At 71.1% G+C, this 26649-nt stretch carries 26 protein-coding genes; 18 read left to right on the plus strand and 8 right to left on the minus strand.

Annotated elements, in window-relative coordinates; translation table 11 throughout:
* Positions 1-9: 9 nt before the first annotated feature.
* The 5 genes from JIG36_RS19180 to JIG36_RS19200 all read left to right on the plus strand — a co-directional run bounded on the left by JIG36_RS19180 (position 10) and on the right by JIG36_RS19200 (position 4640).
* Positions 10-1245: a sugar ABC transporter substrate-binding protein gene (locus tag JIG36_RS19180; protein ID WP_203377691.1), complete on the plus strand. Its 1236-nt coding sequence runs from the start codon at positions 10-12 to the stop codon at positions 1243-1245.
* 2 nt (positions 1246-1247) lie between these two features.
* A complete protein-coding gene (locus JIG36_RS19185) occupies positions 1248-2267 on the plus strand; it encodes a carbohydrate ABC transporter permease (protein ID WP_203377692.1) in 1020 nt (339 codons plus the stop codon).
* A gap of 46 nt (positions 2268-2313) precedes the next feature.
* Complete coding sequence (locus JIG36_RS19190) at positions 2314-3147, plus strand: carbohydrate ABC transporter permease (protein ID WP_203377693.1); 834 nt, start codon at positions 2314-2316, stop codon at positions 3145-3147.
* 195 nt (positions 3148-3342) lie between these two features.
* Positions 3343-3780: a hypothetical protein gene (locus JIG36_RS19195; RefSeq protein WP_203377694.1), complete on the plus strand. Its 438-nt coding sequence runs from the start codon at positions 3343-3345 to the stop codon at positions 3778-3780.
* Positions 3777-4640 carry an HTTM domain-containing protein gene (locus JIG36_RS19200; protein WP_236047584.1) on the plus strand — a complete coding sequence of 288 codons (864 nt, stop codon included), beginning with the start codon at positions 3777-3779 and terminating at the stop codon, positions 4638-4640. The genes JIG36_RS19195 and JIG36_RS19200 overlap by 4 nt, the downstream gene beginning before the upstream one ends.
* Before the next feature lie 112 nt (positions 4641-4752).
* Here the strand turns inward: JIG36_RS19200 and JIG36_RS19205 are convergent, their stop codons facing one another.
* From JIG36_RS19205 to JIG36_RS19215, 3 genes are read right to left on the minus strand one after another with little or no spacing between them, the layout of a single operon-like run.
* Complete coding sequence (locus JIG36_RS19205; RefSeq protein WP_203377696.1) at positions 4753-5154, minus strand: thiol-disulfide oxidoreductase DCC family protein; 402 nt, start codon at positions 5152-5154, stop codon at positions 4753-4755.
* Positions 5155-5158: 4 nt separating this feature from the next.
* Complete coding sequence (locus JIG36_RS19210) at positions 5159-5722, minus strand: GNAT family N-acetyltransferase (RefSeq protein ID WP_203377697.1); 564 nt, start codon at positions 5720-5722, stop codon at positions 5159-5161.
* Positions 5723-5731: 9 nt separating this feature from the next.
* Positions 5732-6232 (minus strand): GNAT family N-acetyltransferase, encoded by a 501-nt coding sequence (locus JIG36_RS19215; protein ID WP_203377698.1) that lies wholly within the window; start codon positions 6230-6232, stop codon positions 5732-5734.
* 40 nt (positions 6233-6272) lie between these two features.
* On the opposite strand from JIG36_RS19215, the gene JIG36_RS19220 reads away from it, so the two are divergent.
* The 5 genes from JIG36_RS19220 to JIG36_RS19240 all read left to right on the plus strand — a co-directional run bounded on the left by JIG36_RS19220 (position 6273) and on the right by JIG36_RS19240 (position 12512).
* Entirely contained in the window at positions 6273-7511 is a 1239-nt protein-coding gene (locus tag JIG36_RS19220; RefSeq protein ID WP_203377699.1) for a winged helix-turn-helix domain-containing protein, read from the plus strand.
* Positions 7512-7680: 169 nt separating this feature from the next.
* A complete protein-coding gene (locus JIG36_RS19225; protein WP_203377700.1) occupies positions 7681-8235 on the plus strand; it encodes a DUF2752 domain-containing protein in 555 nt (184 codons plus the stop codon).
* Between the two features lie 25 nt (positions 8236-8260).
* On the plus strand, positions 8261-9154 hold the full coding sequence (gene dapA / locus JIG36_RS19230) for a 4-hydroxy-tetrahydrodipicolinate synthase (protein WP_203377701.1): 894 nt from the start codon (positions 8261-8263) through the stop codon (positions 9152-9154).
* 41 nt (positions 9155-9195) lie between these two features.
* Positions 9196-10884: a ribonuclease J gene (locus JIG36_RS19235; RefSeq protein WP_203377702.1), complete on the plus strand. Its 1689-nt coding sequence runs from the start codon at positions 9196-9198 to the stop codon at positions 10882-10884.
* A gap of 89 nt (positions 10885-10973) precedes the next feature.
* A complete protein-coding gene (locus JIG36_RS19240; protein WP_203377703.1) occupies positions 10974-12512 on the plus strand; it encodes a S1 family peptidase in 1539 nt (512 codons plus the stop codon).
* 119 nt (positions 12513-12631) lie between these two features.
* Here the strand turns inward: JIG36_RS19240 and JIG36_RS19245 are convergent, their stop codons facing one another.
* On the minus strand, positions 12632-13045 hold the full coding sequence (locus tag JIG36_RS19245; RefSeq protein ID WP_307872793.1) for a YbjN domain-containing protein: 414 nt from the start codon (positions 13043-13045) through the stop codon (positions 12632-12634).
* Positions 13046-13121: 76 nt separating this feature from the next.
* Here JIG36_RS19245 and JIG36_RS19250 point away from each other — a divergent pair, with 76 nt between their 5' ends.
* Positions 13122-15662, plus strand: coding sequence for an FtsK/SpoIIIE family DNA translocase (locus JIG36_RS19250; RefSeq protein ID WP_203377704.1), 2541 nt, complete (start codon positions 13122-13124; stop codon positions 15660-15662).
* A 3-nt stretch (positions 15663-15665) separates the two neighbouring features.
* Here the strand turns inward: JIG36_RS19250 and JIG36_RS19255 are convergent, their stop codons facing one another.
* Entirely contained in the window at positions 15666-16913 is a 1248-nt protein-coding gene (locus JIG36_RS19255) for a glycosyltransferase 87 family protein (protein WP_203377705.1), read from the minus strand.
* Between the two features lie 81 nt (positions 16914-16994).
* Here JIG36_RS19255 and rimO point away from each other — a divergent pair, with 81 nt between their 5' ends.
* The 6 genes from rimO to pspM all read left to right on the plus strand — a co-directional run bounded on the left by rimO (position 16995) and on the right by pspM (position 22057).
* Entirely contained in the window at positions 16995-18455 is a 1461-nt protein-coding gene (gene rimO, locus JIG36_RS19260; protein ID WP_438870738.1) for a 30S ribosomal protein S12 methylthiotransferase RimO, read from the plus strand.
* On the plus strand, positions 18452-19063 hold the full coding sequence (pgsA, locus tag JIG36_RS19265; protein ID WP_203377706.1) for a CDP-diacylglycerol--glycerol-3-phosphate 3-phosphatidyltransferase: 612 nt from the start codon (positions 18452-18454) through the stop codon (positions 19061-19063). Before rimO ends, pgsA begins: the two co-directional genes overlap by 4 nt.
* Entirely contained in the window at positions 19053-19526 is a 474-nt protein-coding gene (locus JIG36_RS19270) for a CinA family protein (protein WP_203377707.1), read from the plus strand. The genes pgsA and JIG36_RS19270 overlap by 11 nt, the downstream gene beginning before the upstream one ends.
* A 157-nt stretch (positions 19527-19683) precedes the next feature.
* Positions 19684-20073, plus strand: a complete 390-nt coding sequence (locus JIG36_RS19275; RefSeq protein WP_203377708.1) for a helix-turn-helix domain-containing protein — start codon at positions 19684-19686, stop codon at positions 20071-20073.
* A 302-nt stretch (positions 20074-20375) separates the two neighbouring features.
* Positions 20376-21233: a PspA/IM30 family protein gene (locus JIG36_RS19280; protein ID WP_203377709.1), complete on the plus strand. Its 858-nt coding sequence runs from the start codon at positions 20376-20378 to the stop codon at positions 21231-21233.
* A 23-nt stretch (positions 21234-21256) separates the two neighbouring features.
* Entirely contained in the window at positions 21257-22057 is an 801-nt protein-coding gene (gene pspM / locus JIG36_RS19285; RefSeq protein WP_203377710.1) for a phage shock envelope stress response protein PspM, read from the plus strand.
* On the opposite strand, the gene JIG36_RS19290 is transcribed toward pspM, so the two are convergent.
* The 3 genes from JIG36_RS19290 to JIG36_RS19300 all read right to left on the minus strand — a co-directional run bounded on the left by JIG36_RS19290 (position 22017) and on the right by JIG36_RS19300 (position 25762).
* Entirely contained in the window at positions 22017-22808 is a 792-nt protein-coding gene (locus JIG36_RS19290; protein ID WP_203377711.1) for a DNA-formamidopyrimidine glycosylase family protein, read from the minus strand. The two genes, pspM and JIG36_RS19290, sit on opposite strands and share 41 nt — an antisense overlap.
* A 169-nt stretch (positions 22809-22977) precedes the next feature.
* Entirely contained in the window at positions 22978-23313 is a 336-nt protein-coding gene (locus JIG36_RS19295) for a hypothetical protein (RefSeq protein ID WP_203377712.1), read from the minus strand.
* A complete protein-coding gene (locus JIG36_RS19300; protein ID WP_203377713.1) occupies positions 23255-25762 on the minus strand; it encodes an AfsR/SARP family transcriptional regulator in 2508 nt (835 codons plus the stop codon). Before JIG36_RS19300 ends, JIG36_RS19295 begins: the two co-directional genes overlap by 59 nt.
* Before the next feature lie 67 nt (positions 25763-25829).
* On the opposite strand from JIG36_RS19300, the gene JIG36_RS19305 reads away from it, so the two are divergent.
* Positions 25830-26495, plus strand: a complete 666-nt coding sequence (locus JIG36_RS19305) for a hemerythrin domain-containing protein (protein ID WP_203377714.1) — start codon at positions 25830-25832, stop codon at positions 26493-26495.
* Positions 26496-26649 lie beyond the last annotated feature (154 nt).

Below are 26649 nucleotides of genomic sequence, written 5' to 3' on the forward strand. Positions count from 1 at the left end.
GAGACACCCATGAGAAGCAAACTCTGCGGCGCCACCCTCGCCGCCGTCCTCATCGCCACCAGCGCCTGCGGCAGCGGCTTCGACGACAACGGATCAGGCACCAGCCAGTCGAGCTCCGGGCCGGCCGACCTCAAAATCATGATCGCGTCGTCCGGTGACGCCGAGACCAAGGCCGTGCGCGACGCCACCGCCCAGTGGGCGACCAGCAGCGGCAACAAGGCCGAGGTGATCCCGGCGCAGGACATCGTGCAGCAGCTCGGCCAGGCCCTGGCGGGCAGCACGCCACCGGACGTCTTCTATGTGGACGCCGCCCGCTTCGCCGACTACGCGAGCGTGGGCGCCCTCGAGCCCTACGCGCAGGACATGCAAGGGGTGGACGCGTTCCTGCCCAACCTGCGGCAGAGCTTCACGTACGAGGGAAAGGTCTACTGCGTTCCCAAGGACACCTCGACCCTGGCCCTGCAGATCAACACCGACCTGTGGACGAAGGCCGGACTGACCGACGCCGACATCCCGACGACCTGGGACCAGCTGCGCTCCACGTCCGAGAAGATCAAGGCCAAGGGCATCACCCCGCTGGCCATCGGCGACACCCGGGACCGCATCGGCGCCTTCCTCGTGCAGGCCGGCGGCTACTGGGTGAGCGCCGACGGCAAGCAGGCCACCGGTGACACCCCGCCGAACGTCGAAGCCCTCACCTATGTGCAGTCCCTGCTCAAGGACGGCCTGGCCAAGTATCCGAAGGCGCTCGACGCGGGCTGGGCCGGCGAGGCGTTCGGCAAGGGCAAAGCCGCCATGGCGATCGAGGGCAACTGGATCAAGGGCGCCCTGAGCGCCGACTTCCCGACCATCAAGTACACGGTCAAGGAGCTGCCGGCCGGGCCCAAGGGCAAGGGCACGCTCAGCTTCACCCAGTGCTGGGGCGTCGCCGCCAAGAGCAAGTTCAAGCAGCAGGCGGTCGCCTTCGTGCAGGCCATGACCACGGCCGACCAGCAGCTCAGCTTCAGCAAGTCGTTCGGTGTGATGCCCTCGCGGCAGGACGCGCAGGCCACCTACCAGCAGCAGAACCCGGACGACGCCGCGTTCGTGGCCGGCGCGCAGTACGCCCAGGGTCCGGTGAACGCGCCCAAGATGGACAGCGTCCTCGCCGACCTCGACGCCGGCCTGCAGGGTCTGCAGAACGGCCGCCCGGCGACGGTGCTGCAGCGCTTCGACAAGAACGCCAAGACGGCCCTCGGGGGCTGACCTTGTTCTCCAGGAAAGGCATCCGCGGCAACGAGCAGCCGGCCGGCTGGCTGTTCGTCGCCCCCGCCGTGCTCATCCTCGGCCTGTTCATGCTGCTGCCGATCCTGATGGCGCTGTGGGTCAGCCTCACGCGGTGGAACGGCCAGGGCAGCCCGTTCACCGGCGACGTGCCCTTCGCCGGGCTGGACAACTACACCCGGCTGTTCACCGACGAGGGGCTGGCCCGCCAGGACTTCATGACCAGCATCCGCAACAACGCCTACTACGTGTTCTTCGTGGTGCCGATCCAGACCGTGCTCGCGCTCGGGCTGGCCCTGATCGTCAACAACCGGCTGCTCAAGGGCAAAGGCTTCTTCCGTACGGCGTTCTACTTCCCGTCCGTGACCAGCTCGGTGGCGATCAGCGTGGTCTTCCTGTTCATGTTCGCCAACGGCGGGGCGATCAACGCGATCCTGGCCGTCTTCGGCATCGAGGGGCCGCAGTGGTTCTCCGACCCGCGCGGGCTCCTCCACATCGTCCTGTCCAAGTTCGGAGTGTCTTCTCCTTCGCCGCTGGTTGATCATGGGGTCTTCGGCCTGTCGTGGTGGGACTGGCTCTCCGGGCCCAGCGTGGCCATGTGCGCGATCATCTCGCTGGTCGTCTGGACCACCTCGGGCACGTTCATGGTGATGTTCCTGGCCGCCCTGCAGAACGTGCCGGTGCAGCTCGAGGAGGCCGGCCGCATCGACGGCGCCAACCGGTGGCAGCTGCTGCGCCACGTGATCCTCCCGCAGCTGCGCCCGACCACGTTCCTGGTGGTGACGCTCGGGCTGATCGGCACGTGGCAGGTCTTCGACCAGATCTACGTGATGAGCCAGGGCAACCCGGCCAAGACCACGCTGACTCCCGCGTTCCTGTCCTACCGGACGGCGTTCCGCGACTTCGACTACGGCTCCGGGGCGGCCATCTCGTTCGTGCTGTTCCTGATCATCGTGCTGCTCACGCTGCTGCAGCGGCGCATCACCCGGGAGCGTGACTCGTGATCCGACTGCCCCAGTTGCTGTGGTGGCTCTCCTGGGAGCGTGACTTGTGATCCGTACGCTGGCCTCGCGGTTCCTGGGTTATGCGATCTTGATCTTTTTCGCGCTGGTCTTCCTCTATCCGTTCGTCATCCAGATCGCGAACTCGTTCAAGACCGAGGCGAACGCGGCCGACAACCCGCTCTCGCCCATTCCGTCACCGTTCGTCACCGATTCCCTCGTACGCATCTTCGAAGGCACCGGCTTCCCCACCTGGCTCGGAAACTCGGTGCTGGTCACGGTCGTGGTGACGATCGGGCGGGTGGCGTTCGCCTCGATGGCCGGCTACGCGCTGTCCCGGCTGCGCTTCCCCGGACGCAGGGCGCTCTTCGCGGGCCTGCTGGCGCTGATGGCGGTGCCCCCGGTCGTGCTGCTGATCCCGAAGTTCCTGGTGCTCAACCAGCTCGGCATGTACAACAGCTACGCCGGGCTGATCGTCCCGCTGCTGGCCGACGCCACCGGCATCTTCGTGATGAAGCAGTTCTTCGACTCGGTGCCGGTCAGCGTCGAGGAGGCGGCCCGCATCGACGGGGCCGGCTCGTTCCGGATTTTCTGGTCGGTGGTGCTGCCGATGGCCAAGCCGGCGCTGATCACGCTGACCATCCTGTCGTTCACCGGATCATGGAACGAGTTCCCGCACACGCTGGTCTCGGTGCAGGACCCGGGCTTGTTCACGCTGCCGCGCGGGCTGGCCGACCTGGTCAGCGGTTCGCTGGGGGCAGGCACGCAGTATCCGCTGAAGCTCGGCGCGGCCCTGCTGGCAACCATCCCGGTGGCCATCATCTTCGTGATTTTCCAGCGCTACTTCGTCCGCGACGCCTCCGCCGGCGCCGACAAGGGCTAGTTCCCGCCCCGCCGCCCCGCCACCAGGCCCGCCCGTTCCCGCCAGACCTAGGGTCCCAACTAGGCCTACCCCACCCAACCGGGGGCGGGCCCAGAGCCTACGCCGTTGGCGGGCGCCGGGGAGGTTATCCACATTCGGAGGTTATCCACAGGCGGCCCGGCGGCGGCTGGACCACTGCGGCTAGGTTGTCGTGCTGTGAACCAGCTATCCGTCCGTGGCCGCCGGGTCCGGGTGCTCGCCACCCTGATCGCCGGGGTCCTGCTGCTCGCCGGCACCCTGTGGGGCACCGACGACGACTTCCCGTTCGGGCCCTTCCGCATGTATTCGACGGCGCCCGACCCGAACGGCGACGCGCGGGACACCCGGGTCGAGGGCGTCGACGCCGACGGGCACACGGTCGCGATCACCGAGGGCAACAGCGGCATCCGCCGGGCCGAGATCGAGGGCCAGCAGCAGGCGTACGTCGATGAGCCCGCCCGCCTGGGGCAGGTGGCCGAGGCGTACGCGGAACACACCCCGGGCGCTTCGCCGCTGCGTACGGTCCGCATCGTGATCCGCTGGCACGGCATCGAGCACGCCCGACCCACCGGCACCTGGCGCGACGAGGTCGTGGCGGAATGGACGCGCCCATGAAGTGGCTGTTCGCGCCGGTGCCGCTCGGGCGGATCGCCGCCTTCCGCACGCTGGTCTACGTCTTTGTGGCCCTCGACCTGACGGTCTTCACCCCGTGGGTGCTCTCGCACGCCAACACCCCCGGCGACCTCTACCAGCCGCTGCTCATCGGCCGGATCCTGCATCTGCCGACGCCGACCCACCTGCTGGTCTGGGCGGTGTTCTGGGCGCTGATCGTGCTCTCACTGGCCGCCGCCACCGGCCGGGCGCCGCGCATCCTGGGCTGGGCCGTCTTCGCGCTGTACCTGGAGTGGATGGTCATCGCGATGAGCTACGGCAAGGTCGACCACGACCGGGTCGGGCTGCTGGTGGCGCTGGCGGTGCTCCCGACGATCGGGAAGGCGCGTTTCGGCGACAAGACGCTCTCCGAGGCCGCGGGGTGGGCCCTGCGGGTCACCCAGATCGCCGTGATCTGCACCTACTTCCTGGCCGCGTGGGCCAAGCTGCGGTTCGGCGGCATCGACTGGCTGACCAGTGCGGTGCTGGCTCAGGCGATCATCCGGCGGGGCACCTGGCTGGCCGACCACATCGCCGTCGTGCCCGGGCTGCTCATCGCGGCCCAGGCCGGCATCATCCTGTTCGAGCTGCTGAGCCCGCTGATCTTCGTCATCCCGCAGCGTTTCCGCTGGATGGGCGTGGCCTTCTTCTACTCGTTCCACGTGATGACGTTCTCGATGATCACCATCTCGTTCGCGCCGCACCTGGTCGCGATGGCGAGCTTCCTGGCGCTGGAGCGGGTGCGTCCGATCGAGCGGGTGCGCCGGCGGCTGGGCCGCTCCCGGGCCACACCCGAGCCGACAAAACCGGCGCCGACGGGCTAGCAGCGCCGACGGGCTAGCAGCGCCGACGGGCTAGCAGCGCCGACGGGCTAGCAGCGCCGACCGGCAAGCAGCGCCGGCCAGCAAGCGTTGTCGGCCGGCGAGAGGGCCGGCCTCAGGCGTCCTTCCCGTAGAGCAGGTCGCGCTGGGCCTGGGGGAGCGAGCACGCCGCGGTGCCCCCGGGCAGCAGGTGGCGGTGGCCGGAGATCCAGCGGTAGGCCGGCCACGCCGCCAAGCGGATCGGGCCGAACTGCAGCGCGCCGCCCGCCAGCTGCCACGCGCGGCCCGCGTCGTTCAGCATCAGGGCGATCGCGTCGGGGCCGGCCGCCGTTGTGCCGTCGGCGCCGACCCACTGCACGGCTTCCTCGCACTCCTCGACCGTGAGGCCCAGCGACTCGAGGTCGGCGAACTGCCACGGGATCACCCGGGCGTGGGTCGGGATGCGCGTCTCGATGAACTCGGCGCAGGTCGTGCAGAACGAGCAGTCGCCGTCGTAGACGAAGGTCGGCGTGGTCACGCGTCTATTCTCCGCTCAGCGCCACGTGCAGCCGCAGCTGGGGGACGAGCATGTCGTCCACGTCGAGCGCGCGCCCGGCGCCGTCGGGCTCCCAGCCGGCCGAGCCCAGGAACTTCTGCATCGCCTTGTCCTGCTCATAGGCCCAGGCCACCGCGTACGTGAAATGGTCGTCACGCCAATGGGCGACCGCCGCCGACAGCAGCCGGCTGCCGTGACCGCGGCGGCCCCAGCGCGGCTCGACCAGCAGATCGGTGATCGCGGCCACCGTGTCGGGCAGCGGCGGCTCCTCGGGCGCCAGGGCCTGCTCGTCGGCCGGGCCGAACGCGGCGAACCCGACCGTCTGGGTCGCCGACTCGCTCTGCTCGACCGAGACCAGCACCCGGTGCCGGTCGGAGGGCGGGCGTTCGATGGCCTCGGTCCAACCCCTTCCCAGGTACGCCTCGTCGAGGTTCGCGAGCACATGGGCGGGGAACATGCGCCGGTACGCCGAGCGCCACGTGGCCAGCTGGATGCGGGCGATCTCCGCGGCGTCCTCGGGACGGGCGGGACGGACGAAGCCGATTGCCATGCGGGGAGCCTACAGAGCGGTCGCGTAGCGCAGTTCGGGCAGTTCGACCGTCGAGCCTCGCGGCGACCACGTCTGCCGGGTGCCGTCCCACGCGAGGCCGACCCGCTCGTAGAAGCTTCGCGCCGCGTGGTTCTCCTCGAGCACCCACAACCGCATGCTCGGGTAGCCGCCCGCGGTCAGCCCGGCCCGCGCCGCCTCGACCAGCCGGCGGCCGGTGCCGCGTCCCCAGTGGTATGGGTGCACATAGACGGCGTACAGCTCGCCCTCGCCGGGATCGTTGCGGTCGGGTCCGAAGGTGACGAAGCCGGCGACGCGGCCCTCGTCCACCGCGATCAGGGTCTCGGCGCCGGGGTGCGGGTCGCTGCGGCGGCGCGCGGCGAAGGCGGCCGGGTCGAGCGCGGCCAGCACGTCGGCCGGGACAATTCCCTCGTACGCGACCTGCCAGGTCCGCACGTGCAAGGCCGCCACCTCGTCGTAGTCGGCCTCGGTGATCCGCCTGATCTCGGTCATCCGGCGATTTTGTCGTACCCCTGCTCTAACGTGCTCGCCGATGGCTCTCCCAGACTCTCTCTCCGTCGCGCAGGCCCGCCGGGTGACGCTGGCCGCGCAGGGTTTCGCCGACCCCAAGCCGGGCGGCGCGACCGATCTGCGCCACCTCCGGCGGGTGCTGCGCCGCGTCCACCTGATCCAGATGGACTCGGTCAACGTCCTGCAGCGTGCCCACTTCATGCCGCTCTACAGCCGTCTCGGGCCCTACCCGGTCGAGCTGCTCGAGCGTGCGGCCTACCGCAAGCCCCGCGACCTGTTCGAGTTCTGGGGTCACGAGGCGTCGCTGATCACCACCGACCTGCAGCCGCTGTTCCGCTGGCGCATGGAACGCGCGGCCGAGCTGGCCTGGGGCGGCATGCGCCGGGTGGCTCGGGAACAGCCCGAGCTGGTCGAGCGGGTGCTCGGCGTGGTGCGTGACCGCGGGCCGATCACGGCGGCCGAGATCGAGCACGACGAGCCCCGCCAGAAAGACAACTGGGGCTGGAACTGGTCGGCGGTCAAGCAGGCGCTCGAGTGGCTGTTCTACACGGGCCAGGTGACCGCGGCCGAGCGCACCACGTCGTTCGCCCGGCGTTACGACCTGCCCGAGCGGGTGCTGCCCCAGGCCGTGCTCAACGCGCCGACCCCGGCCCCGGCCGACGCCTTCCGGGCCCTGGTCGAGCTCTCGGCCCGGGCCCTGGGCGTGGCCGCCGAGCCCGAGCTGCGCGACTATTTCCGCCTTCCGGTCGACGGCTTCAAGCAGGCCGTGGCCGAGCTGGTCGACGATCGGGTGCTGCTGCCGGTGAGCGTCCCGGGCTGGAAGCAACCGACCTATCTGCACCACGAGGCGAAGGTGCCGCGCTGGGTGCGGGCGGCCACCCTGGTCAGCCCGTTCGATCCGCTGATCTGGGAGCGCGGGCGCACCGAGCGGCTGTTCGGCATGAACTACCGCATCGAGATCTACGTGCCCGCCGCCCAGCGGCTCTACGGCTATTACGTGCTGCCGTTCCTGCTCGGCGACCAGTTGGCGGCCCGGGTCGATCTCAAGGCCGACCGCAAGACGGGCCGCCTGCTGATCCCGGCCGCGTGGCTCGAGCCCGAGGCCGACCAGGAGGAGACGGCCGCCGCCTTGGCCACCGAGCTGCACCGCCTGGCCGCGTGGCTGGGCCTGACCGAGGTCACGCTGCCGGAGCGGGGCGACCTGGCCGGCCCGCTGGCCGCCGCCCTCAAAACGATCGCCGCGGATGGGGCCGGCGTTTGAGCACGATCAGCGCAGGCGGGTGGTCGAGCACGATCAGCGCGGGCGGTGGTCGAGCACGATCAGCGGGGGCGGTGCTTGAGCGCGGGCGGCGACGGCGCTCGGGCGCGCGCTGGAGCGACGGTGATCTTGGGGGAGTGGCAGTGAGCCGGGCCGGTGTACCGTGACGGTCATGACCGCCGCCACCTCGCGACCGTGGCTTGACGACCAGCCGGTTCAGGGGCCGCCGGTCCCGCCCGAGTGGCTGGCGTACTACGCGCAGCAGCGGGCCGCCCGCGAGCCCGACCGGGTGACCCGGTTCGTCCAGAAGATCTGGACCAGGTCGCCGATCTGGGCCGCCCCGGTGGCGTTGCTGGTCTGCATGGGTGGCGCGGTCGGCTACACGCTGGCGACCCACCCGGCCGAGGCGGGCGCCGGCGACGCACCCACCTGCCTGCTGAAATACACCACCGGCTTCGTCTGCCCGGGCTGCGGCGGCACCCGCGCGGCCTGGTTCCTGCTGCACGGCGACGTCCCGGCCGCCGCCCGCCACCACGCCCTGTTCACCTTCGCGGTCCCGTTCCTGCTCTACCTCTACGTCGCCTGGGCCGCGAAGCGCCTCTTCAAATGGAACCTGCCGCAGCTCAATCTGAGCCCGGCCGTCCTGATCACGTTTGTCGCCGTGTGGGCGGTCTGGAGCGTGCTGCGCAACCTGCCCTGGGCCCCGTTCACCGCGCTCTACGTCTGACCGGGTCGTCCTATAGGTTGTGGGTATGACGCACGACCCGCGACCCTTCGGACGGCTGCTGACCGCCATGGTCACCCCGTTCGCCCCGGACGGCTCCCTCGACGTCGAGGGCGCGGCGAAACTGGCCACCTACCTCGTGGACGAGCAGCGCAACGACGCGCTCGTCGTCAGCGGCACCACCGGTGAGTCGCCGACCACCACCGACGCGGAGAAGGACACCCTGCTGCGCGCCGTGGTCGAGGCGGTGGGTGACCGGGCTCAGGTCGTCGCGGGTGTGGGCACCAACAACACCGCACACACCATCGAGCTGGCCCACGCCGCGGAGAAGGCGGGCGCGCACGGCCTGCTGGTCGTGACGCCTTATTACAACAAGCCGCCGCAGTCGGGCGTGGCCAGGCATTTCCTCACCGTGGCGGACGCGGTCGGTCTGCCGGTGATGGTCTACGACATCCCGCACCGCGCCGGCACGGCGATCGCCACCGAGACGATGTGCCGCATCGCCGAGCACGATCGCATCGTGGCGGTCAAGGACGCCAAGGGCGACTTCGTCGCCAGTTCCTGGGTGCTCAGCCGCACCGGTCTGGCCTATTACTCCGGCGACGACGCGGCCACGCTGCCGCTGCTGTCGATCGGCGGGGCCGGCCTGGTCGGCACCTCCACCCATTTCACCGGTGTCCTGGCCAAAGACATGATCGAGGCCTTCGAGCGCGGTGACAACGCCGCCGCCCTGACCCTGCACCGGCAGGCTTTGCCGCTGTTCACCGGCATCTTCCGGGTCCCGGGCACCATGCTGGTCAAGGCGGGCCTGAACGCTCAGGGCCGCCCGGCCGGTCCGGTCCGGTCGCCGCTGGTCGACGCGACCGGTGCCGAACTCGACCAACTGCGCCAGGACGCCGCCGCAGCCGGCATCTCCCTGTGACGGGCGAGACCGGCCACACGACGAAAGACAGATAGAAGCGAATGAGTCAAGCCCACGCGGAGCTCGATCCGCCCCCGCCGCTGCCCGAGGGCGCCCTGCGCGTCATCCCGATGGGCGGCCTCGGTGCCATCGGCCGCAACATGACCGTGCTCGAGTTCGACGGGAAGCTGCTCGTCATCGACTGCGGGGTGCTGTTCCCCGACGTCGAGCAGCCCGGCGTCGACCTGATCCTGCCCGACTTCTCGCCGATCCTCGACCGGCTCGACGACGTCCAGGCGATCGTGCTCACGCACGGCCACGAGGACCACATCGGCGCGGTGCCCTACCTGCTCGCCCACAAGGCGGACATCCCGCTGGTCGGCTCGGAGTTCACGCTGGCGCTGGTCGAGGCCAAGCTGGCCGAGCGCCGCCTCGACCCGTACACGTTGACCGTGCGCGAGGGGCAGACCGAGCGTCTCGGACCGTTCGAGTGCGAGTTCTTCGCGGTCAACCACTCCATCCCCGACGCGCTCGCGGTCGCGGTGCGCACGCCGGCCGGGCTGATCCTGCACACCGGTGACTTCAAGATGGACCAGGTGCCGCTCGACGGCCGCATCACCGACCTGGCCGGTTTCGCCCGGCTCGGCGCCGAGGGTGTCGACCTGCTGCTCTCCGACTCGACCAACGCCGAGGTGCCCGGCTTCGTGGCGCCCGAGCGTGACATCGGCCCGGTGCTCAGCTCGATCTTCGGCAAGGCCCGCGGCCGCATCATCGTGGCCAGCTTCGCCTCCCACGTGCACCGCGTGCAGCAGGTCATGGACGCCGCCTGGGAGTACGACCGCAAGGTCGCGCTGATCGGCCGCTCGATGGTGCGCAACATGGGCATCGCCCGTGACCTGGGCCTGCTGAACATCCCGGACGGCCTGCTGGTCAACCTCGACGAGGCGACCAACATGCCGGGCGACGAGATCGTCTTCATGTCGACCGGGTCGCAGGGCGAGCCGATGAGCGCGCTGGGCCGCATGGCCACCGGCGACCACCGGCACATCACCATCGCCCCCGGCGACACGGTCGTGCTGGCCAGCTCGCTGGTGCCGGGCAACGAGACCTCGGTCTACCGGGTGATCAACCGGCTGTCCCGGGCCGGCGCCACGGTCGTGCACAAAGAGACGGCCAAGGTGCACGTCTCGGGTCACGCCCCGGCCGGTGAGTTGCGCTACCTGCTCAACGTCGTACGCCCGAGCAACCTCATGCCGGTGCACGGCGAGTGGCGGCACCTGCGCGCCCACGCCCAGCTCGGCGTCGAGACCGGGGTCGCGCCCGACCGGGTGGTGCTCTGCGAGGACGGCGACGTCGTCGACCTGGTCGAGGGTCACGCCCGGCACGTCGGCCGGGTGCAGAACCGGTACGTCTACGTCGACGGCCTCGCGGTCGGTGACGTCAGCGAGTCGCTGCTGACCGAGCGGCGCATCCTGGGCGACGGCGGCTTCATCTCGGCCACCGTGGTGATCGACTCGGTGACCGGCAAGGTCGTCGGCGAGCCGAACATCTCGGCCAAGGGCTTCAGCGAGGACCCGGACGCGTTCAACCCGGTGATCCCTCTGCTGACCGCCGCGCTGCACCGCTCGGCCGAGGACGGCATCACCGACACGCACCAGTTGCAGCAGGTCGTGCGGCGTACGGTCGGTCGCTGGGTCAACGACGCCTATCGTCGCCGGCCCATGATCGTGCCGACCGTCGTAGAAGTCTGAGGCAATTTAAACCTTTCGCTGCCCTGTTCCGTACTTCTGGTCACGACGGTGCCGCCCCCACGGCACCTGTGGCGAGGGGAGTACCTCAGATGCAGCGCAGACGGATCGCCGTGGCGGCGGCGGTCGTGGTCGCGGCCGGGGCAGCGGTGGCTTTCACCCTGCCCTCCATGGCCGGCACCACGCCGTCAAGCACCACCGCCCAACCCGAGCCGGGTGGCGTCGCGCCGCAGCTTCTTGCGGCGATGAAGCGTGACCTGGGCCTGGACGGCGATCAGGCGACGGCTCGCCTGGCCCGGTCGAAGTGGGCCAGCGGCGTGACCTCCAAGCTGTCCGCGCAGACGGGCGCCGACTTCGGCGGTGCGTGGCTGGCGACGGACGGCAACACGCTGAAGGTCGCCGTGACCGACCCGGCCGCGGAAGAGGCGGTCCGCGCCGCCGGTGCCGAGCCGGTGCTGGTCAAGCGCAGCGAGCAGGCGCTCGTCAAGGCCAAGGAGGCGCTCGACTCGGTCGACTCCGACGCCGAGGGCATCACCGGGTGGTACGTCGACGTCAAGACCAACAAGCTGGTCGTCGTGGCCAAGCCGGGCGAGGTCTCCGCGGCCAAGAAGCTGGCCCGCGCGGCCGGTGTCGCCGCCGGGACCTACTCGGTGGTCACCAGCGAGGCCCAGCCGAAGCCGCTGTTCGACGTGCGCGGCGCCGACCCGTACTTCATCGCGGTCGACGGCGGCACCGCGCGCTGCTCGATCGGGTTCTCGGTCGAGGGCGGCTTCGTCACGGCCGGCCACTGCGGCGAGGTCGGCACCACCACGACCGGCTTCAACCAGGAGGCCCAGGGCACGGTTCGCGCCTCGACCTTCCCGGGCGACGCCGACATGGGCTTCGTCGAGGTCAACGGCGACTGGACCCCGCGTGCGGTGGTCAACGACTTCGAGGGCAACGAGCTCCCGGTCGCCGGCAACACCGAGGCCCCGGTGGGCGCCGCGGTCTGCCGTTCCGGCTCCACCACCGGCACGTTCTGCGGCACGATCCTCGCCAAGAACCAGACCGTGGTCTACCCGGAGGGCGCGGTCACCGGCCTCACCCGCACCAACGTCTGCGCCGAGGGCGGCGACTCCGGCGGTCCGTGGCTCAGCGGCGACCAGGCCCAGGGCATGACCTCGGGCGGCTCCGGTGACTGCACGGTCGGCGGCGAGACCTTCTTCCAGCCGATCAACGAGATCCTGGCCGCCGAGAACCTGACGCTGGTGACCAGCGGGGGCGGCGACAACGGCGCCGGTGGTGGCGAGGCCGAGCCGGCCCCGCCGGCCGAGTCCGCGAACGCCTGTGACGATCAGGCCGTGCAGCGCGCGGGCAGCCTGCCCCGCGCCCGCACCGCGCAGGCCCAGCCCGACGGCGCCGCGTTCCGGTCCAACGCCGGCACGCAGACCGCCTGCCTGACCGCCGCCGACGGGGCCGACTTCGACCTCTTCCTGCAGCGGCTCACCAACCGGGGCTTCCGCACGGTCGCCAGCGACACCGGCGACGGTGACAAGTCGATCACCTTCAACGGCCGCTCCGGCACGTACCGGTACGTCGTCGTTGCCACCTCCGGCAACGGCTCGTACAACCTGGGGTTCAGCACCCCGTGACGCGCCCGGCCACCAACCCTGCCTAGGTGGCGAAAGCGCAAGTGATGCCCGGGAGACCCAGCGGTCTCCCGGGCATCAGCACGTCGGGAGAAGAATCAGGAGGCACATCGGGAGAAAACCTAGGACGACTGCCGCAGCTCGGCGACCTCGTTCGCGAGCTGAACACTGGTGGCGACGGCGGCGATGATCACCTGGTCGAGCTGCTCGGGGGTCACTCCCTTTTCCCAGTCGCTGATCACCTCACCGACCACCAGCACCGTGCCGTCATCGTTGACGTGCACGTACGCCTTGGGGAAGAGCTGGTCGTGGTTCCAGGCGTTGCAGAACTCGTACAGCCGGGGAACCTCGTCCATCCCGAACAGGTGCTGCACCATCGCCCGGACCTGGAGCACCTCCTGCTGCTGCCCGATCCGGAAGAAATAGATCAGGTTGCCCTGGAAGTTGCCGCCGATGTCACCGTCGGCGTCCTCGAAGTACTTGAATTCCCGCGCGTCGAGCGCGTCCGTGATCATCTGCTTGGTGAAGGGCTGCACCCGACGACCCTACGTCGTGCGTCGTGGCTCGGTGCGCCTCCCGGATTCATGAGCATCGCGGCGATACGGTGTGACCATGGCGGGCCGAACCTCTCCGGCGAGCCGGGGTCGCGCCGCGTCCACGTCGCGCGGCGCCGCGACCAGTCGTGCCCGGCAACCGGCGGCGCGCCAGCCCGCCCGCAAGGCCACCAAGTCGACCCGCCCGGCCGCCCGCCGCTCGGCGGCCCGCGCGCGCCCGTCGATGGGCTCGGCGATCGCCACCAGCATGGGCCGCGGCCTGGGCGCGCTGTGGATGGGCCTGGCGCACAGCGTCGGCTGGGCCGCCCGCGGCGTCGGCCGGCAGGCCGCCACCGCCAAGGAGATCGATCCGGAACACCGCCGCGACGGCGCCGGCCTGCTCATGCTCGGCCTGGCCATCCTGGTCGGGGTGGCGGTCTGGGCCAACAGCGCGGGCCCGGTCGGGCAGTGGCTGGCCGACTCGACCCACCTGTTTTTCGGCGGGCTCGCCGTGCTGCTCCCGCTGCTGCTGCTCTATGGCGCGGTCCGGTTGATGCGCAAGCCGGCCGACCCGGAGCACCGCGGCCGCTCGGTGGTCGGCTGGACGGCCCTGGTCGTCGCCACCGCCGCGCTGCTGCACCTCAGCGAGCGGCCCACCGACGACGTGGGCATCACCAAGGCGGGCGGCCTGCTCGGCTACGCGTTCGGCGCGCTGCTGGAACGGGCGGTCACCGCCTGGGTCGCCGTGCCGCTGCTGGTGCTGCTGTTCGTCTTCGGCCTGCTGGTGATCACGGCCACGCCGATCAACAAGATCCCCGAGCGGATCATGCTGCTGGTCGACGTGCTGATGGGCCGTTCCACCGAGCGGGCCCCGCTGCCCACGCCGGAGCTGCCCGACGACTACGACCCCGACGGCGACGACGACGAGGAGGAGCCGGCCAAGAAGCGCCGCCCGTCGCGCCGCCGCCAGGGTTCGCTCGCCGACATCGGCCTGGCCGAGCCCGAGCCGGTCGCCGAGGAGGACGACTTCCTGCTGCACGACACCGTGGTCGTGCCCAAGCAGCCCAACGCCGGCAAGAAGAAGCCCGAGCCGCCGGAGCACTCGGAGCCGCTGCCGACCCGGGCCGAGCAGCTCGAGATCAGCTCGGTGCCGGGCGACTACCGCCTGCCGCCGCCCAGCCTGCTCGGCAAGGGTGCGCCGCCGAAGTCGCGCAGCCGCGCCAACGACGAGATCATGGCCGCCCTGTCCGGGGTGTTCGAGCAGTTCAACGTCGACGCGATGGTCACCGGCTTCACCCGGGGGCCGACGGTCACCCGCTACGAGGTCGAGATCGGGCCGGGCACCAAGGTGGAGCGCATCACCCAGCTCTCGCGCAACATCGCGTACGCGGTGAAGTCGCCCGACGTGCGCATCCTGAGCCCGATCCCGGGCAAGAGCGCGGTCGGTGTCGAGATCCCCAACACCGACCCCGAGAACGTGTCGCTGGGTGACGTGCTGCGCTCGCGGGCCTCGACCGCCGACCACCACCCGATGCTGGTCGCACTGGGCAAGGACATCGAGGGCGGCTTCGTGGTGGCCAACCTGGCCAAGATGCCGCACATCCTGATCGCGGGCGCGACCGGCGCCGGCAAGAGCTCCTGCCTCAACTCGCTGCTGGTGTCGCTGCTGACCCGGTCCACCCCCGACGAGGTACGGCTGCTGCTGGTCGACCCGAAGCGGGTGGAGATGACCGCGTACGAGGGAATCCCGCACCTCGTCACGCCGATCATCACGAACCCGAAGAAGGCCGCCGACGCCCTCGAATGGGTCGTCCGCGAGATGGACATGCGCTACGACGACCTCGCGGCCAACGGCGTACGCCACATCGACGACTTCAACCGCAAGGTCCGCAACGGCGAGATCACCGCGCCTCCGGGCAGCGAGCGGGTCATGAAGCCGTACCCGTACCTTCTGGTGATCATCGACGAGCTGGCCGACCTGATGATGGTCGCCCCGCGCGACGTCGAGGACTCGGTCGTCCGCATCACCCAGCTCGCCCGGGCCGCCGGCATCCACCTGGTGCTGGCCACCCAGCGCCCGTCGGTCGACGTGGTCACCGGCCTGATCAAGGCCAACGTGCCGTCGCGTCTGGCGTTCGCGACGAGCTCGCTGGCCGACAGCCGGGTCATCCTCGACCAGCCGGGCGCCGAGAAGCTGCTCGGCCGTGGTGACGGCCTGTTCCTGCCGATGGGCGCGTCCAAGCCCGTCCGCATCCAGGGCGCCTGGGTCGACGAGAAAGAGATCGCGGCGGTCGTCAAGTTCTGCAAGGACCAGCGCGAGCCCGAGTTCCGCGAAGACGTCACCGAGGCCCCGGCCAGCAAGAAGAAGCAGATCGACGAGGAGATCGGCGACGACCTGGAGCTGCTGGTCCAGGCGATCGAGCTGGTTGTGACGTCGCAGTTCGGCTCGACGTCGATGCTGCAGCGCAAGCTGCGGGTCGGTTTCGCCAAGGCGGGCCGCTTGATGGACCTCATGGAGACGCGCGGCATCGTCGGCCCGTCCGAGGGGTCCAAGGCCCGCGACGTACTGATCAAGCCGGACGAGCTCGAGGAGAGCCTGGCCACGCTGCGGGTCGATTAAAGATCAAGGTCCCACGGCCGGCGTACGGTCGCGGGCCGGCGCTTCCAGCCCCCGCGCGTCGCCGAACATGGCCGTGAACTCCCGGTCGATCTCGTCGTCGGCCCGCGCCGGCGGGGTGAAGGCGTCGCGGAACAGCCGGTGGGCGACGACGATCAGGGCGGCCAGCATCAGCAGGGCGGCGATCGTGGGCAGCACCGGGACGACCCGGCCGAACAGATAAGGCTGGTAGGAGAGCAGCGACGACGCCTGCACCAGCAGCGGGACATACCAGAGCCGGGGCATGAAGACGGCCAGGATGATCGTCGTCACGTCGGCCAGGAAGAAGTACCGCTCGTGCATGCCGGGCAGCAGGAACGGCACCAGGATCGAGAACAGGGCGGCGATCAGCACGATCCGTTCGGTGGTGAGTTCGACCGAGCGCGCGATCAGCACGTAGACGACCCCGATGACCACCGCCGCGCAGAACAGGTAGCCCAGCATCCGCAGGCTGTCCTCCCGGATGCTGCCGGTGACCAGGGCGAACACGTTGGGGGCGCGCAGGCTCAGCTCGGGCACGTTGACGGCCTGACGGTTCATCGAATAGATCGTCAGCAGCTCGACCGGGTCGCGGCCGAAGACGACGGCCGGGACGTCGAGCAGCAGGTACGCGGCGGGGGCGGCCAGCAGCGTACGCCAGGGAATGCGGCCGGCCAGGACGAGCAGCAGCAGGAGCGGGAGGATGAAGACGCCCTGGGGTTTGAGGGCGACCGCGACCCCGCACAGGGCCACACCCCACCACGGCTTGTCCCGCAGCAGGTAGTAGACCCCGCCCAGCGCCGGGGCGGCCCACATCGCGTCGATCTGCCCCCACCATGAGGCGTTGAGCACAACGGTCGGCAACAGCACCACGACCAGCGCCGCGGCGACCGGGATGCGGCTGTTCGGATAGCGCAGCGCCACGATCCGGTAGGTGAAGAACGCCAGCACGACGTCGAACACCACCCACATCGCCTTGATCTTGAGGATCAGCGGGCCGGGCACGAGGTGGAGGAACGCCAGCAGATAGACGAACGGGGCGTTGTAGTTGCCGACATCGGCCCCGATCGCCCGCCAGTCACCGACCCGGCCCAGCTCGCGGTACCACTGGAAGAAGATGTTCATGTCGTTCGTCTTCTCGCGGAAACCGGCCCAGCGGGCCAGGATCGCGATCACGACGAGGGCGGCGATGAGCAGCCACTCCGCGTGCCGGGCGGGCGTCTTTGAAGTCTGCATGGTGACCTGGGGTACGGCCCCGGCCCCCGATCGGATCAGTGCGCGGGTGAACGAGGGTGGGAAGACGGCTAACCTTGCCTGGTGTCGGTAACTCCTTCCTCCCGCCGTGTCGCCCTGCTCACCCTCGGATGTGCCCGTAACGAGGTCGACTCGGAAGAGCTCGCGGCCCGCCTCGACGCGGGCGGATGGCAGGTGAGCACCGACGCCGACGGGGCCGATGTGGTGGTCGTCAACACCTGCGGTTTCGTCGAGAAGGCCAAGCAGGACTCGATCGAGACGCTGCTGGCCGCGGCCGACACCGGGGCCAAGGTGGTCGCGGCCGGGTGCATGGCCGAGCGCTACGGCAAGGAACTGGCCGACAGCCTGCCCGAGGCGTCGGCGGTGGTCAGCTTCGACGACTACACCGACATCGCCGCCCGCCTCGACGGGGTGATGGCCGGCGAGAAGTTCGACGCGCACACCCCGCGCGACCGCCGCGAGCTGCTGCCGATCACGCCCGTGCAGCGCCAAGCGGCCAAGGTGGTCATCCCCGGGCACGCCACGGTCGACGAACACACCCCGGCCCACCTGCGCAAGGTGCTGCGCCGCCGGCTCGACAACGGCCCGGTCGCCAGCCTCAAGCTGGCCAGCGGGTGCGACCGCAAGTGTGCGTTCTGCGCCATCCCGGCCTTCCGCGGCGCCTTCGTGTCGCGCGACCCGCAGGAGCTGCTGGCCGAGGCCGAGTGGCTGGCCCGGAGCGGCGTGCGTGAGCTGGTGCTGGTGAGCGAGAACAGCACCTCGTACGGGAAAGATCTGGGTGATCCGCGCCTGCTCGAGAAGCTGTTGCCGCAGCTGGCCGCGGTCGACGGCATCGTGCGGGTGCGCGCGAGCTATCTGCAGCCCGCCGAGACCCGGCCCGGCCTGGTCGAGACGATCGCGACCACCCCCGGCGTCGCCCCCTATTTCGACCTCTCGTTCCAGCACTCGAGCGAGCCCGTGCTGCGCCGGATGCGCCGTTTCGGCTCCACCGACCGGTTCCTCGACCTGCTCGCCTCGGCCCGCGAGCTGGCCCCGGCGGCCGGCGCCCGCAGCAACTTCATCGTCGGCTTCCCCGGCGAGACCAAGGCCGATGTCGACGAGCTGGTGCGGTTCCTGTCCGAGGCCCGGCTCGACGCGATCGGCGTCTTCGACTACAGCGACGAGGACGGCACCGAGGCGGCCGGGCTCGACAAGAAGGTGCGGGAAGACACCATCAAGCGCCGGTACGACCGGGTCGTCACGCTGGCCGACGAGCTCTGCGCCCAGCGGGCCGAGGAACGGCTCGGCTCGATCGTCGAGGTGCTGGTCGACACGGTCGAGCACGGCGAGGTCGAAGGCCGCGCCGAGCACCAGGCGCCCGAGGTCGACGGCTCCACCACGCTCGTCTCCGACACGTCCGGGGTCGACCTGGCCGCCCTGCGCCCCGGTGACTTCGTGCGCGCGCGGGTCACCGCGACCGAGGGCGTCGACCTGGTCGCCGTGCCGGTCGAGATGATCTCAGCGGCGCCGGTGTCCCCGCGGTGACCGACGAGCCGGTCCCGGTGTCCGCGCCGCGGACGGTCTCGCCGTACAACCCGGCGAACATCCTCACCGTGGTCCGGATCGTGCTGGTCCCGGTGTTCCTCGGGCTGGTGGTCTCGTCGCAGCTCACCGGCACCGGCCAGCGGATCGTGGCCTGCCTGGTCTTCTGCGTGGCCTCGGCGACCGACTTCGTCGACGGCTGGATCGCCCGGCGCTGGTCGATGGTCACCTCGTTCGGCAAGGTGGCCGACCCGATCGCCGACAAGGCGCTCACCGGCACGGCGCTGGTGCTGTTGTCGGTCTACGACCGGCTGCCCTGGTGGGTGACGTTGCTCATCCTGGTGCGCGAGTGGGGCATCACCGCGCTGCGGTTCTGGGTCATCCGCTACGGCATCATCCCGGCCAGCCGCGGCGGCAAGCTCAAGACCGTGCTGCAGATCGCCGCCATCGCGTGGTACCTGTGGCCGGTGCCCGAGCCGTTCGACATCATCGGCCCCGGGCTGATGGGCGCGGCGACGGTCGTGACGGTGGTGACCGGTGTGGACTATGTGATCGAGGCTCTGCGCCTGCGCCGCACGGCCCGGCGCATAGACTCCTCGGGTGGAGAATGAGAATCTCGCGGCGGCCGCGGCCGTGCACCGGCTGGTCGACCGCCATGAGACCTTCGCCACCGCCGAGTCGCTGACCGGCGGCCTGGTCGCGGCGACGGTCGTGGAGATCCCGGGCGTCAGCGCGGTCTACCGCGGCGGCTTCGTGGTCTACGCCACCGATCTGAAGCACACGCTCGCCGGCGTACGGGAAGATCTGCTCGCCGAACGCGGACCGGTCGACCCCGATGTCGCGGCGGCGCTGGCCGAGGGGGCCCGCGCACGCTGCGGCGCCGACTGGGGCGTGGCGACGACCGGGGTGGCCGGGCCCGACCCCCAGGACGGCAAGCCGGTGGGCCTGGTCTACGTCGCGGTCGCCGGGCCGGCAGGCACCGAGGTGCGCGAGCTGAAACTCGAAGGAAACCGCGCCGCCATCCGGACGGAAAGTGTGACGAGAGCACTACAGCTGCTTGCAGACTGTCTCTGAGCTGGGAATGTTGCCCCGGCCTGATCGGTTGCACAGATGCCCCGCTGTCGGGCGGCCCCGGAATTCGGCGGGGCGGGATGTCGGTATGGCCGGCAGCGGGTACGGTTGCGGGAAGCCTCCGGCGTGTGCCGGCGGCCCCGCCGCAGGAGGAGGTGCCATGGTCCTGCTACGCCGGGTCATCGGCGACGCACTACGGGCGCGCCGGCAGGGGCAGCACCGCACGCTGCGCGAGGTGTCCACCGCCGCGAATGTCAGCCTCGGTTACCTGTCCGAGATCGAACGCGGCCAGAAGGAAGCGTCCAGCGAGCTGCTCGCCGCCATCTGTGACGCTCTCGGCGCACGACTCTCCGAGCTTCTCAGTGAGGTCAGCGACACGCTGTCCCTCGCCGAGGACATGGACGGCGTGCTGCTGCCGGTGGACGACAACAACAAGAAGACCGTGACGAGCGAAGGCAACGTCTCCGTCAAGGTCCGGCAGGAATCGCCCCTCAAGGCGACCCTGCACGCGACGAGGAAGCCACAACGCGACGTCGTCTACGCCGCCTGAGAGATCTTGTGATCGGGCCGGGTTCCGCTCTTCGGAGCGGAGCCCGGCCCGCTTCTTGTCCGCAGGCCTGTGCAGATCCTGTGACTGCCTCGGGGACGGCCCCTCGGGATCGACCCCGAGCAGGGATTGCGCGTAGCCTCGATGCGTGGGGGAGACCCTGAGATCCCCCGGAGGTCACGTGACGTCGGTGGCGTCGAGCTGACACGATGGCATGACCACACCAGGTAACTCGCCATCGCGACAGCTCCTCGATCTGCGTCGGTGGCGGACCCGACTGAGCGACATTGAGGGGATACCGCGAGATGGCGAATCCGTTCGTCAAGGGCTGGCGATACATGATGGCGCTCTTCGGCGCGAAGATTGATGAATACGCCGACCCGAAGGTTCAGATCCAGCAGGCCATCGAGGACGCGCAGCGGCAGCACCAGGCGCTCGTGCAGCAGGCCGCGGCAGTGATCGGAAACCAGCGTCAGCTGGAGATGAAGCTGTCCCGCCAGATGTCCGAGGTCGAGAAGCTCCAGGGCATGGCCCGGCAGGCGCTCGTCCTGGCCGACCGCGCCCGCGCCGGCGGTGACGAGTCCGAGGCCCAGAAGTACGAGTCGACCGCCCAGACGCTGGCGACCCAGCTGGTCTCGGGCGAGCAGTCGATGGAAGACCTCAAGACGCTGCACGACCAGGCGCTCTCGGCGGCGGGCCAGGCCCGCAAGGCTGTCGAGAACAACGCGATGGTGCTGCAGCAGCGCATCGGCGAGCGGTCGCGCCTGCTGAGCCAGCTCGAGCAGGCCAAGATGCAGGAGACTGTGGCCAAGTCGCTCGAGTCGATGTCGTCGCTGGCCGCGCCCGGCAACACCCCGTCCCTCGACGAGGTGCGCGACAAGATCGAGCGCCGCTACGCCGACGCGATGGGCCGCGCCGAGCTTGCCTCCAACTCGGTCGAGGGCCGCATGCTCGAGGTCCAGAAGTCCAGCCTCGACATGGCCGGTTCGTCCCGGCTCGAGCAGATCCGCGCCAGCATGGCGGGCGACAAGCTCGGCGCCGCCCCGGCCCAGCCCGCGGTCGAGCAGGCCGGTCCGGCCTCCGACCCGGCCAGCGTGGCCCGGCTCGACGAGATCCGGGCCAGCATGAATCAGAAGCGCGGCGACACGACCGCCGCCGGCTGAGAAGTTTGACGGGGAGGGCGACGGTGGACGAGCGGACCAGATACTTCCGGCGACTCAAGCGGCTGCGCAGCTCGGCGCGGCGGTGGAGCGTGCTGGGAGGCGGGCTGGCCGCGGCCACCGCCGTCCTCACTCCCTATGCGGGGATCGGCTGGGCCGACGCGATCTGGGCCGGCGCCGCCGGTTCCTCGATCGCGCTGGCCTGGTGGCGTCACAGCGACCACCGCGAGCTGGCCGCCACCCCGGCGCCGCCTCCGCCCCCGCCGATGGTGCCCGGGGCCAAGCTCACCGCGGCCCTCGAAAGGTTCCCGGCCGGCCGCACGGTGATGAACGAGGTGCGTCGGCAGAAGAACCGCTACGCCCTGCGGGGTTCCGCGATCACCCAGGCGTGGGACCGGCTCGACGCCGCGTCGACGACGCTGACCGCGCTCGCCGGCCGGCTCAACGGCCCCGGCGAGGGCGCCCTGCTCGAGGCCGCGGTCGCCGAGGAGTGGCTGCGCGACCTCGGCCAGCGGGTCGCGAGCGTCGAACGGGCCCTCCCGCTGAGCCCGCCCGGGCAGCGGACCGGCCTGGCCGAGTCCCACGGGTCGCTCGCCACCCAGTTCACCGAGGGCGTCGACGCGTACGAACGTCTGGTCGCCGCCGCCGCGAGCTATGTCGCCGAAGACGGCCACCCGGTCACCGACGGCCGGCACCCGGCGCTGGGCAGCCTGGTCGACGCCACCGACCGTCTGCGCGGCCTGGCCGAGGGGCTGTCCGAGCTCAAGCGCACCCCGACCACGGTGTTCAAGCAGGCCGCGGCTGACAACGCGGGCACCAGTAAGTGATCCGTTCGCCCTTCTCGTCCTTCTGAATCGCGCTTCCGCAGCGCCGGCACGGCTTCGCGCGCCGACCGTACACATAGCTCGTCTCACCGCGCCGCAGTGAACCCGTGGTGGTCTGCGTCCAGCGGCCGCGGTTCGAGGCCACCAGCTTCTGCGCGAGCGTGACCGTGCCCTTCAGGTCGGCCACACCCGAGACCGGCGTCCACGGCCACAGTCCACGCAGGAACAGCGTCTCGGCCTTGTAGAGGTTGCCGACCCCGGCCAGGTTGCGCTGATCGAGCAGGGCCTCGGCGATGGTCGTCTCCGGGTGCGCGGCGATGCGGCGTACGGCCTCGTCGGCGTCCCAGTCGGCGCCCAGCAGGTCGGGCCCGAGATGCCCGACATGCCGTTCCTCGTCGGCGGTCGGATAGAGCGCGAGCTCGTGCAGGTGATAGCCGACGGCCACCGACCGTTTGGTGCGCAGCACGATCCGGATCAGGTGGGCCGGGCGCGCGGTCCAGCGTTCCCCCGGCGCGTACGCCCGCCAGGCGCCCTCCATCCGCAGGTGCGAGTGCAGGGTGAGCGGCTGCTCGCCGTCGCGGGTCAGGCGCAGCAGCAGATGTTTGCCGCGGCTGGCCGACTCGGCGACGGTCCAGCCGCTCAGGTCGGTGGTGGCCAGCTGCGGCACGCGGAAGTCGGAGCCGGTGAGCTCGTCACCCAGCAGGGCGCGTTCGATCACGCGCGCGGTGTTCCAGACGGTGTCGCCCTCGGGCATGGGGTCAATTCTTCCCGTTTTCCGGCCCGGGAAGCATCGGGCCGGGTGGGCTTTCCGGGTCAGCCCCGGCTTCCCGCGTTCGGTGGGCTCTCCGCGTCGGGCCTGGCTTCCGCGTTCGGTGGGCTTTCCGCGTCGGGTCCCGGCTTCCGCTTTCGGTGGGCTTTCCGCGTCAGGCCCGGCTTTTCGCATTCGGTGGGCTTTCCGCGCTCAGCAGAGTTGCGAGCGCCGACTCGTCCGCACCCGTGTCCGGGACATCGGTGGGAACCGTCTCGGCCAGCCCGGCGGCCCGGATCGGGTCGGCGGCGTCGAGGTCGATGCCCCGCCGGGCCGCGATCCGGCGGACGGCGGTCAGCAGCGTGGCCGCGTCCTTCCCCCGATCGAGGCGGGCCAGCGCGTACGCCCCGGTGTGCAGACAGGCCAGCACGTTCCCGACGTCGTCCTCCGAATCAAAAAGATCCCGAGCTTCCCGTACGGCGGTGAGCGCCTCCCCGGGCTGAGCCGGCACCCCCCGGTCCGGCGGTCAGCAACGCCCGCGCCCGCAACAGCCCGCACATCGCGGCCGTCCAGCCCTGCCGGGCCGCGACCGCCTCGGCGCCGGCCCGCGCCAGCACCCGCCGGCCCTCCTCGATCTCGCCCGCACCGGCCAGCGCCGCCCCGAGCGACATCGTGGCCGCGGGCAGGATCCACTCCTCGCCGATCGCCCGGGCCGCCTCCATCGAGCGGTGGGCGGGAGCGACCGCCCGGTCGAAGTCGCCGCGGAACGACCAGTACAGCGACTCGTAGTAGGCGCCCTGCGCGGCCACGATCTCGCCCTCATGGTCGGGGTGGTCGCGCAGGACCTCCAGCCCCGCGTAGAGGTCGTCGGTCGCACCCAGGTCACCGCTCATGTAGCGCAGCAGGCTCGCGCTGAGAAAGGCCCGCGCCCGGTCGGTGGCCGCGCCGTCCGGGGCGGCGGCCAGCACCGCCCGCAGCAGCGGCAGCCCGTCGGCGACCAGGCCGCCGCGGAACCAGAACCACTCCAGCAGCCCGGCCGTGCGCAACGCGGTGGCCGGTCGGGCCCGCAGGTCGTGCTGAATGCCCGTACGCAGGTTGGGCAGTTCCCGGTTGAGCACCCGGATCGAGTGGGCCGACCGCTCCCCGCGCAGCAGCGGTGCGTGATGCTCGACCAGCCCACGCACCCAGGCCGCGTGCCGTTCCCGGCTGCCGGACGGGTCGGGGTCATGCTGGCGGCACCAGGCCCGCACGATCTCGAGCAGGCGGTAGCGGGCCGGCGTGACGGTCGTGTCGGCGGCCACGACCGAGCGCGCGACCAGCGCCGACAGGGCGTCCAGGTCGTCGTCGACGGCCGACAGCGGGAAACCGCCCTCGAACGGCCACAACCGCAGCAGCAGGGCCCGGTCGTGGGCCCCGAGCAGGTCGACGCTCCAGGCCACCGCGGCCTCCAGCGTCTCGTGCGGGGCGAGCGCGCCCCGCGGCACCGGGCCCAGCGCCGGGAACCGGTCGTGCAGCATGTCCAGCAGCTCGGCCAGGCCCAGCACGCGGGCCCGGGCGGCGGCCAGTTCGAGCGCGAGCGGGATGCCGTCGAGGGCCGCGGCCAGCCGGGCCAGCGTCGCCGACTCGGCCTCGTCGGGGCGCCAGCCGGGGCGTACGCCGGTGATCCGGTCGGTCAGCAACGCGATCGCGTCGGCGGCGGGCAGCGGCGCGACCGGCAGCAGCCGTTCCCCGTCGACCGCGAGCGGTTCCCGGCTGGTGGCCAGCACCCGCAGGCCCGGGCAGCGGGTCAGCAGCTCCAGCGCCAGGGCGGCGGCCGCGGCCACCACGTGCTCGCAGTTGTCGAGCAGCAGCAGACCCGGCCGGTCACCCAGGGCGGTGGCGATCGCGTCGGTCGTCGCCCCGCGCACCCCCATGGCGGCGGCGACGGCGGCCGGCAGCAGCGCGGGCTCGGTCACGTCGGCCAGCCGGACGAACCACGGATCACCCGCGGCGGCGTACTCGACCGCCAGCCGCGTCTTGCCTGCCCCGCCCGGACCGACCAGCGTGACCAGGCGCGCGGTCTGCAGCAGCCCGGCGAGAGCCGCCAGCTCGGTGGTGCGCCCGAAGAAGTGCGACAGCGGCCGTACGGCGGGAGCGGGCCGGGACGGCAGCAGAAGTCCCGGATCCTGGGCCAGCAGCCGGCCCTCGAGGCTCTGCAGCGCCGGACCGGGGTCGATGCCGAGGTCGTCGGCGAGCCGCTGCCGCACCCGGCGCAGCGCGGCCAGAGCCTCGGCCTGCCGCCCACCGCGATAGAGGGCCAGGATCAAAAGCTCCCAACGGCGTTCCCGGTACGGTTCGGCGCGCACCGCCGCTTCCAGGCCGCCCACCACGCCGGGCGCGTCACCGGTGGCGAGACGGGCGGCCAGACGCTCCTCCTCGGCGACCGCCCGCAGCTCGTCCAGCGGGGTACGGGCGTACGTGTGGGGAAGGTCGGCATAGGCGTCGCCCCGCCACCGGGCCAGCGCCGCGTCGAACCGCCGTACGGCCTCACCGGGACGCTCGTCGGCCAGCAGTTCCCGGCCCCGGCGCACGTCGGCCGCGAACCGGGCGGCGTCGGTGTCGTCCACGGCGAGGCGGTAACCCTCGCCGGCCCGGGGGAGAGCCGCGTGGCCCAGCGTGCGGCGCAGCCGGGAGACGTACGCCTGAACGGAAGACGTGGGATTGGCGGGCGCGTCGTCACCCCAGATCGCGTCGGCCAGCGAGTCTTCGGTCACGGGGCGGCCCTCGGCCGCGAGCAGGGCGGTGACCAGGCGGCGCGGCAGCGGACCGCCCAGGTCGGCCGGCACCCCGTCCACCTCGACCTCGGTGGCGCCGAGCACCTTGCCGATCAGCACGCGCCCGTGTCCGGCCTGTTCCTGCACGGGTTCGCCGCGGTTGGCCTGTTCCTGCACGGGTTCGCCGCGGTTGGCCTGTTCCTGCACGGGTCAGAGCATAGGAGTGCAGGCCGCTTGCAGGCAGTCTGCAAGACGACCCTGCGACCTTGAGCGCATGACTTCGACCACGACCTCCGAACGCACCGACACCTGGGACATGATCATGGTTCACCGGGTGTTCCGGCGCGAGTTCCGCATCATGCCGGCGCTGGTCCGCGCGGTGACACCGGGCGACACGGCCCGCGCCGAGGTGCTCGGCGAACACCTGGCCAACGTCGCGCTCGGCCTCCACCACCATCACACGGCCGAGGACGAGCTGGTCTGGCCGCTCATGCTCGAACGCGCCCGCATGCACGCCGACCTGATCAACCGGATGGAGGCGCAGCACGAACGCCTCCACGAGCCGCTCGCCCGCATCGACGAGATGCTGCCGCGGTGGCGGGCCCGGGCGCTGGCCGCCGACCGGGACGCGCTGGCCGACGTGATCGCCGAGGCGGCGGCCGCCCTCGACGAGCACCTGGCCGACGAGGAACGTGAGGTGCTGCCGCTCATCGAGCACCACCTCACGCCCGCCGAGTGGAAGGCCGTGGGTGACCGCGGCAAGGAGGTCATCCCCAAGGGGAAGATGGCCCTGGTCTTCCTGGGCGCCGTCCTCGAGGAGGCGTCCGACGCCGAGCGCCGGCGGTTCCTGGCCGAGCTGCCGGTGGCCGCGCGGGTGCTGTGGCGGCTCACCGGGGAACGGACCTACGCCGCGGCGCGGGACCGGATCCGGCGCGGTTAGGCGCCGGATCGCTCGGCTGCGTCGCGCTGCTTCCCTGCTCCGGCGCGCTGCTTTCCTTGGCTTGGCGGGCCGCTTTCTTCCTCCGGCGCGCTGTTTCCCTCGGCTTGGTGGGCCGCTTCCTTGCTCCGGCGCGCTGCTTCCCTCGGCGGCGGCG

Source organism: Paractinoplanes ovalisporus, assembly GCF_016834655.1.
Lineage (GTDB): Bacteria > Actinomycetota > Actinomycetes > Mycobacteriales > Micromonosporaceae > Actinoplanes > Actinoplanes ovalisporus.

What these genes read in the sequence shown, in the direction of transcription:
- JIG36_RS19180 (WP_203377691.1), top strand. Translation starts at nt 10, where the DNA reads ATGAGAAGCAAACTCTGCGGCGCCACCCTCGCCGCCGTCCTCATCGCC.
- JIG36_RS19200 (WP_236047584.1), top strand. Translation starts at nt 3,777, where the DNA reads ATGAAGTGGCTGTTCGCGCCGGTGCCGCTCGGGCGGATCGCCGCCTTC.
- JIG36_RS19210 (WP_203377697.1), bottom strand. Translation starts at nt 5,722, where the DNA reads ATGGCAATCGGCTTCGTCCGTCCCGCCCGTCCCGAGGACGCCGCGGAG.
- JIG36_RS19215 (WP_203377698.1), bottom strand. Translation starts at nt 6,232, where the DNA reads ATGACCGAGATCAGGCGGATCACCGAGGCCGACTACGACGAGGTGGCG.
- JIG36_RS19220 (WP_203377699.1), top strand. Translation starts at nt 6,273, where the DNA reads ATGGCTCTCCCAGACTCTCTCTCCGTCGCGCAGGCCCGCCGGGTGACG.
- JIG36_RS19225 (WP_203377700.1), top strand. Translation starts at nt 7,681, where the DNA reads ATGACCGCCGCCACCTCGCGACCGTGGCTTGACGACCAGCCGGTTCAG.
- dapA (WP_203377701.1), top strand. Translation starts at nt 8,261, where the DNA reads ATGACGCACGACCCGCGACCCTTCGGACGGCTGCTGACCGCCATGGTC.
- JIG36_RS19235 (WP_203377702.1), top strand. Translation starts at nt 9,196, where the DNA reads ATGAGTCAAGCCCACGCGGAGCTCGATCCGCCCCCGCCGCTGCCCGAG.
- JIG36_RS19240 (WP_203377703.1), top strand. Translation starts at nt 10,974, where the DNA reads ATGCAGCGCAGACGGATCGCCGTGGCGGCGGCGGTCGTGGTCGCGGCC.
- JIG36_RS19250 (WP_203377704.1), top strand. Translation starts at nt 13,122, where the DNA reads ATGGCGGGCCGAACCTCTCCGGCGAGCCGGGGTCGCGCCGCGTCCACG.
- JIG36_RS19255 (WP_203377705.1), bottom strand. Translation starts at nt 16,913, where the DNA reads ATGCAGACTTCAAAGACGCCCGCCCGGCACGCGGAGTGGCTGCTCATC.
- JIG36_RS19275 (WP_203377708.1), top strand. Translation starts at nt 19,684, where the DNA reads ATGGTCCTGCTACGCCGGGTCATCGGCGACGCACTACGGGCGCGCCGG.
- JIG36_RS19280 (WP_203377709.1), top strand. Translation starts at nt 20,376, where the DNA reads ATGGCGAATCCGTTCGTCAAGGGCTGGCGATACATGATGGCGCTCTTC.
- JIG36_RS19290 (WP_203377711.1), bottom strand. Translation starts at nt 22,808, where the DNA reads ATGCCCGAGGGCGACACCGTCTGGAACACCGCGCGCGTGATCGAACGC.
- JIG36_RS19305 (WP_203377714.1), top strand. Translation starts at nt 25,830, where the DNA reads ATGACTTCGACCACGACCTCCGAACGCACCGACACCTGGGACATGATC.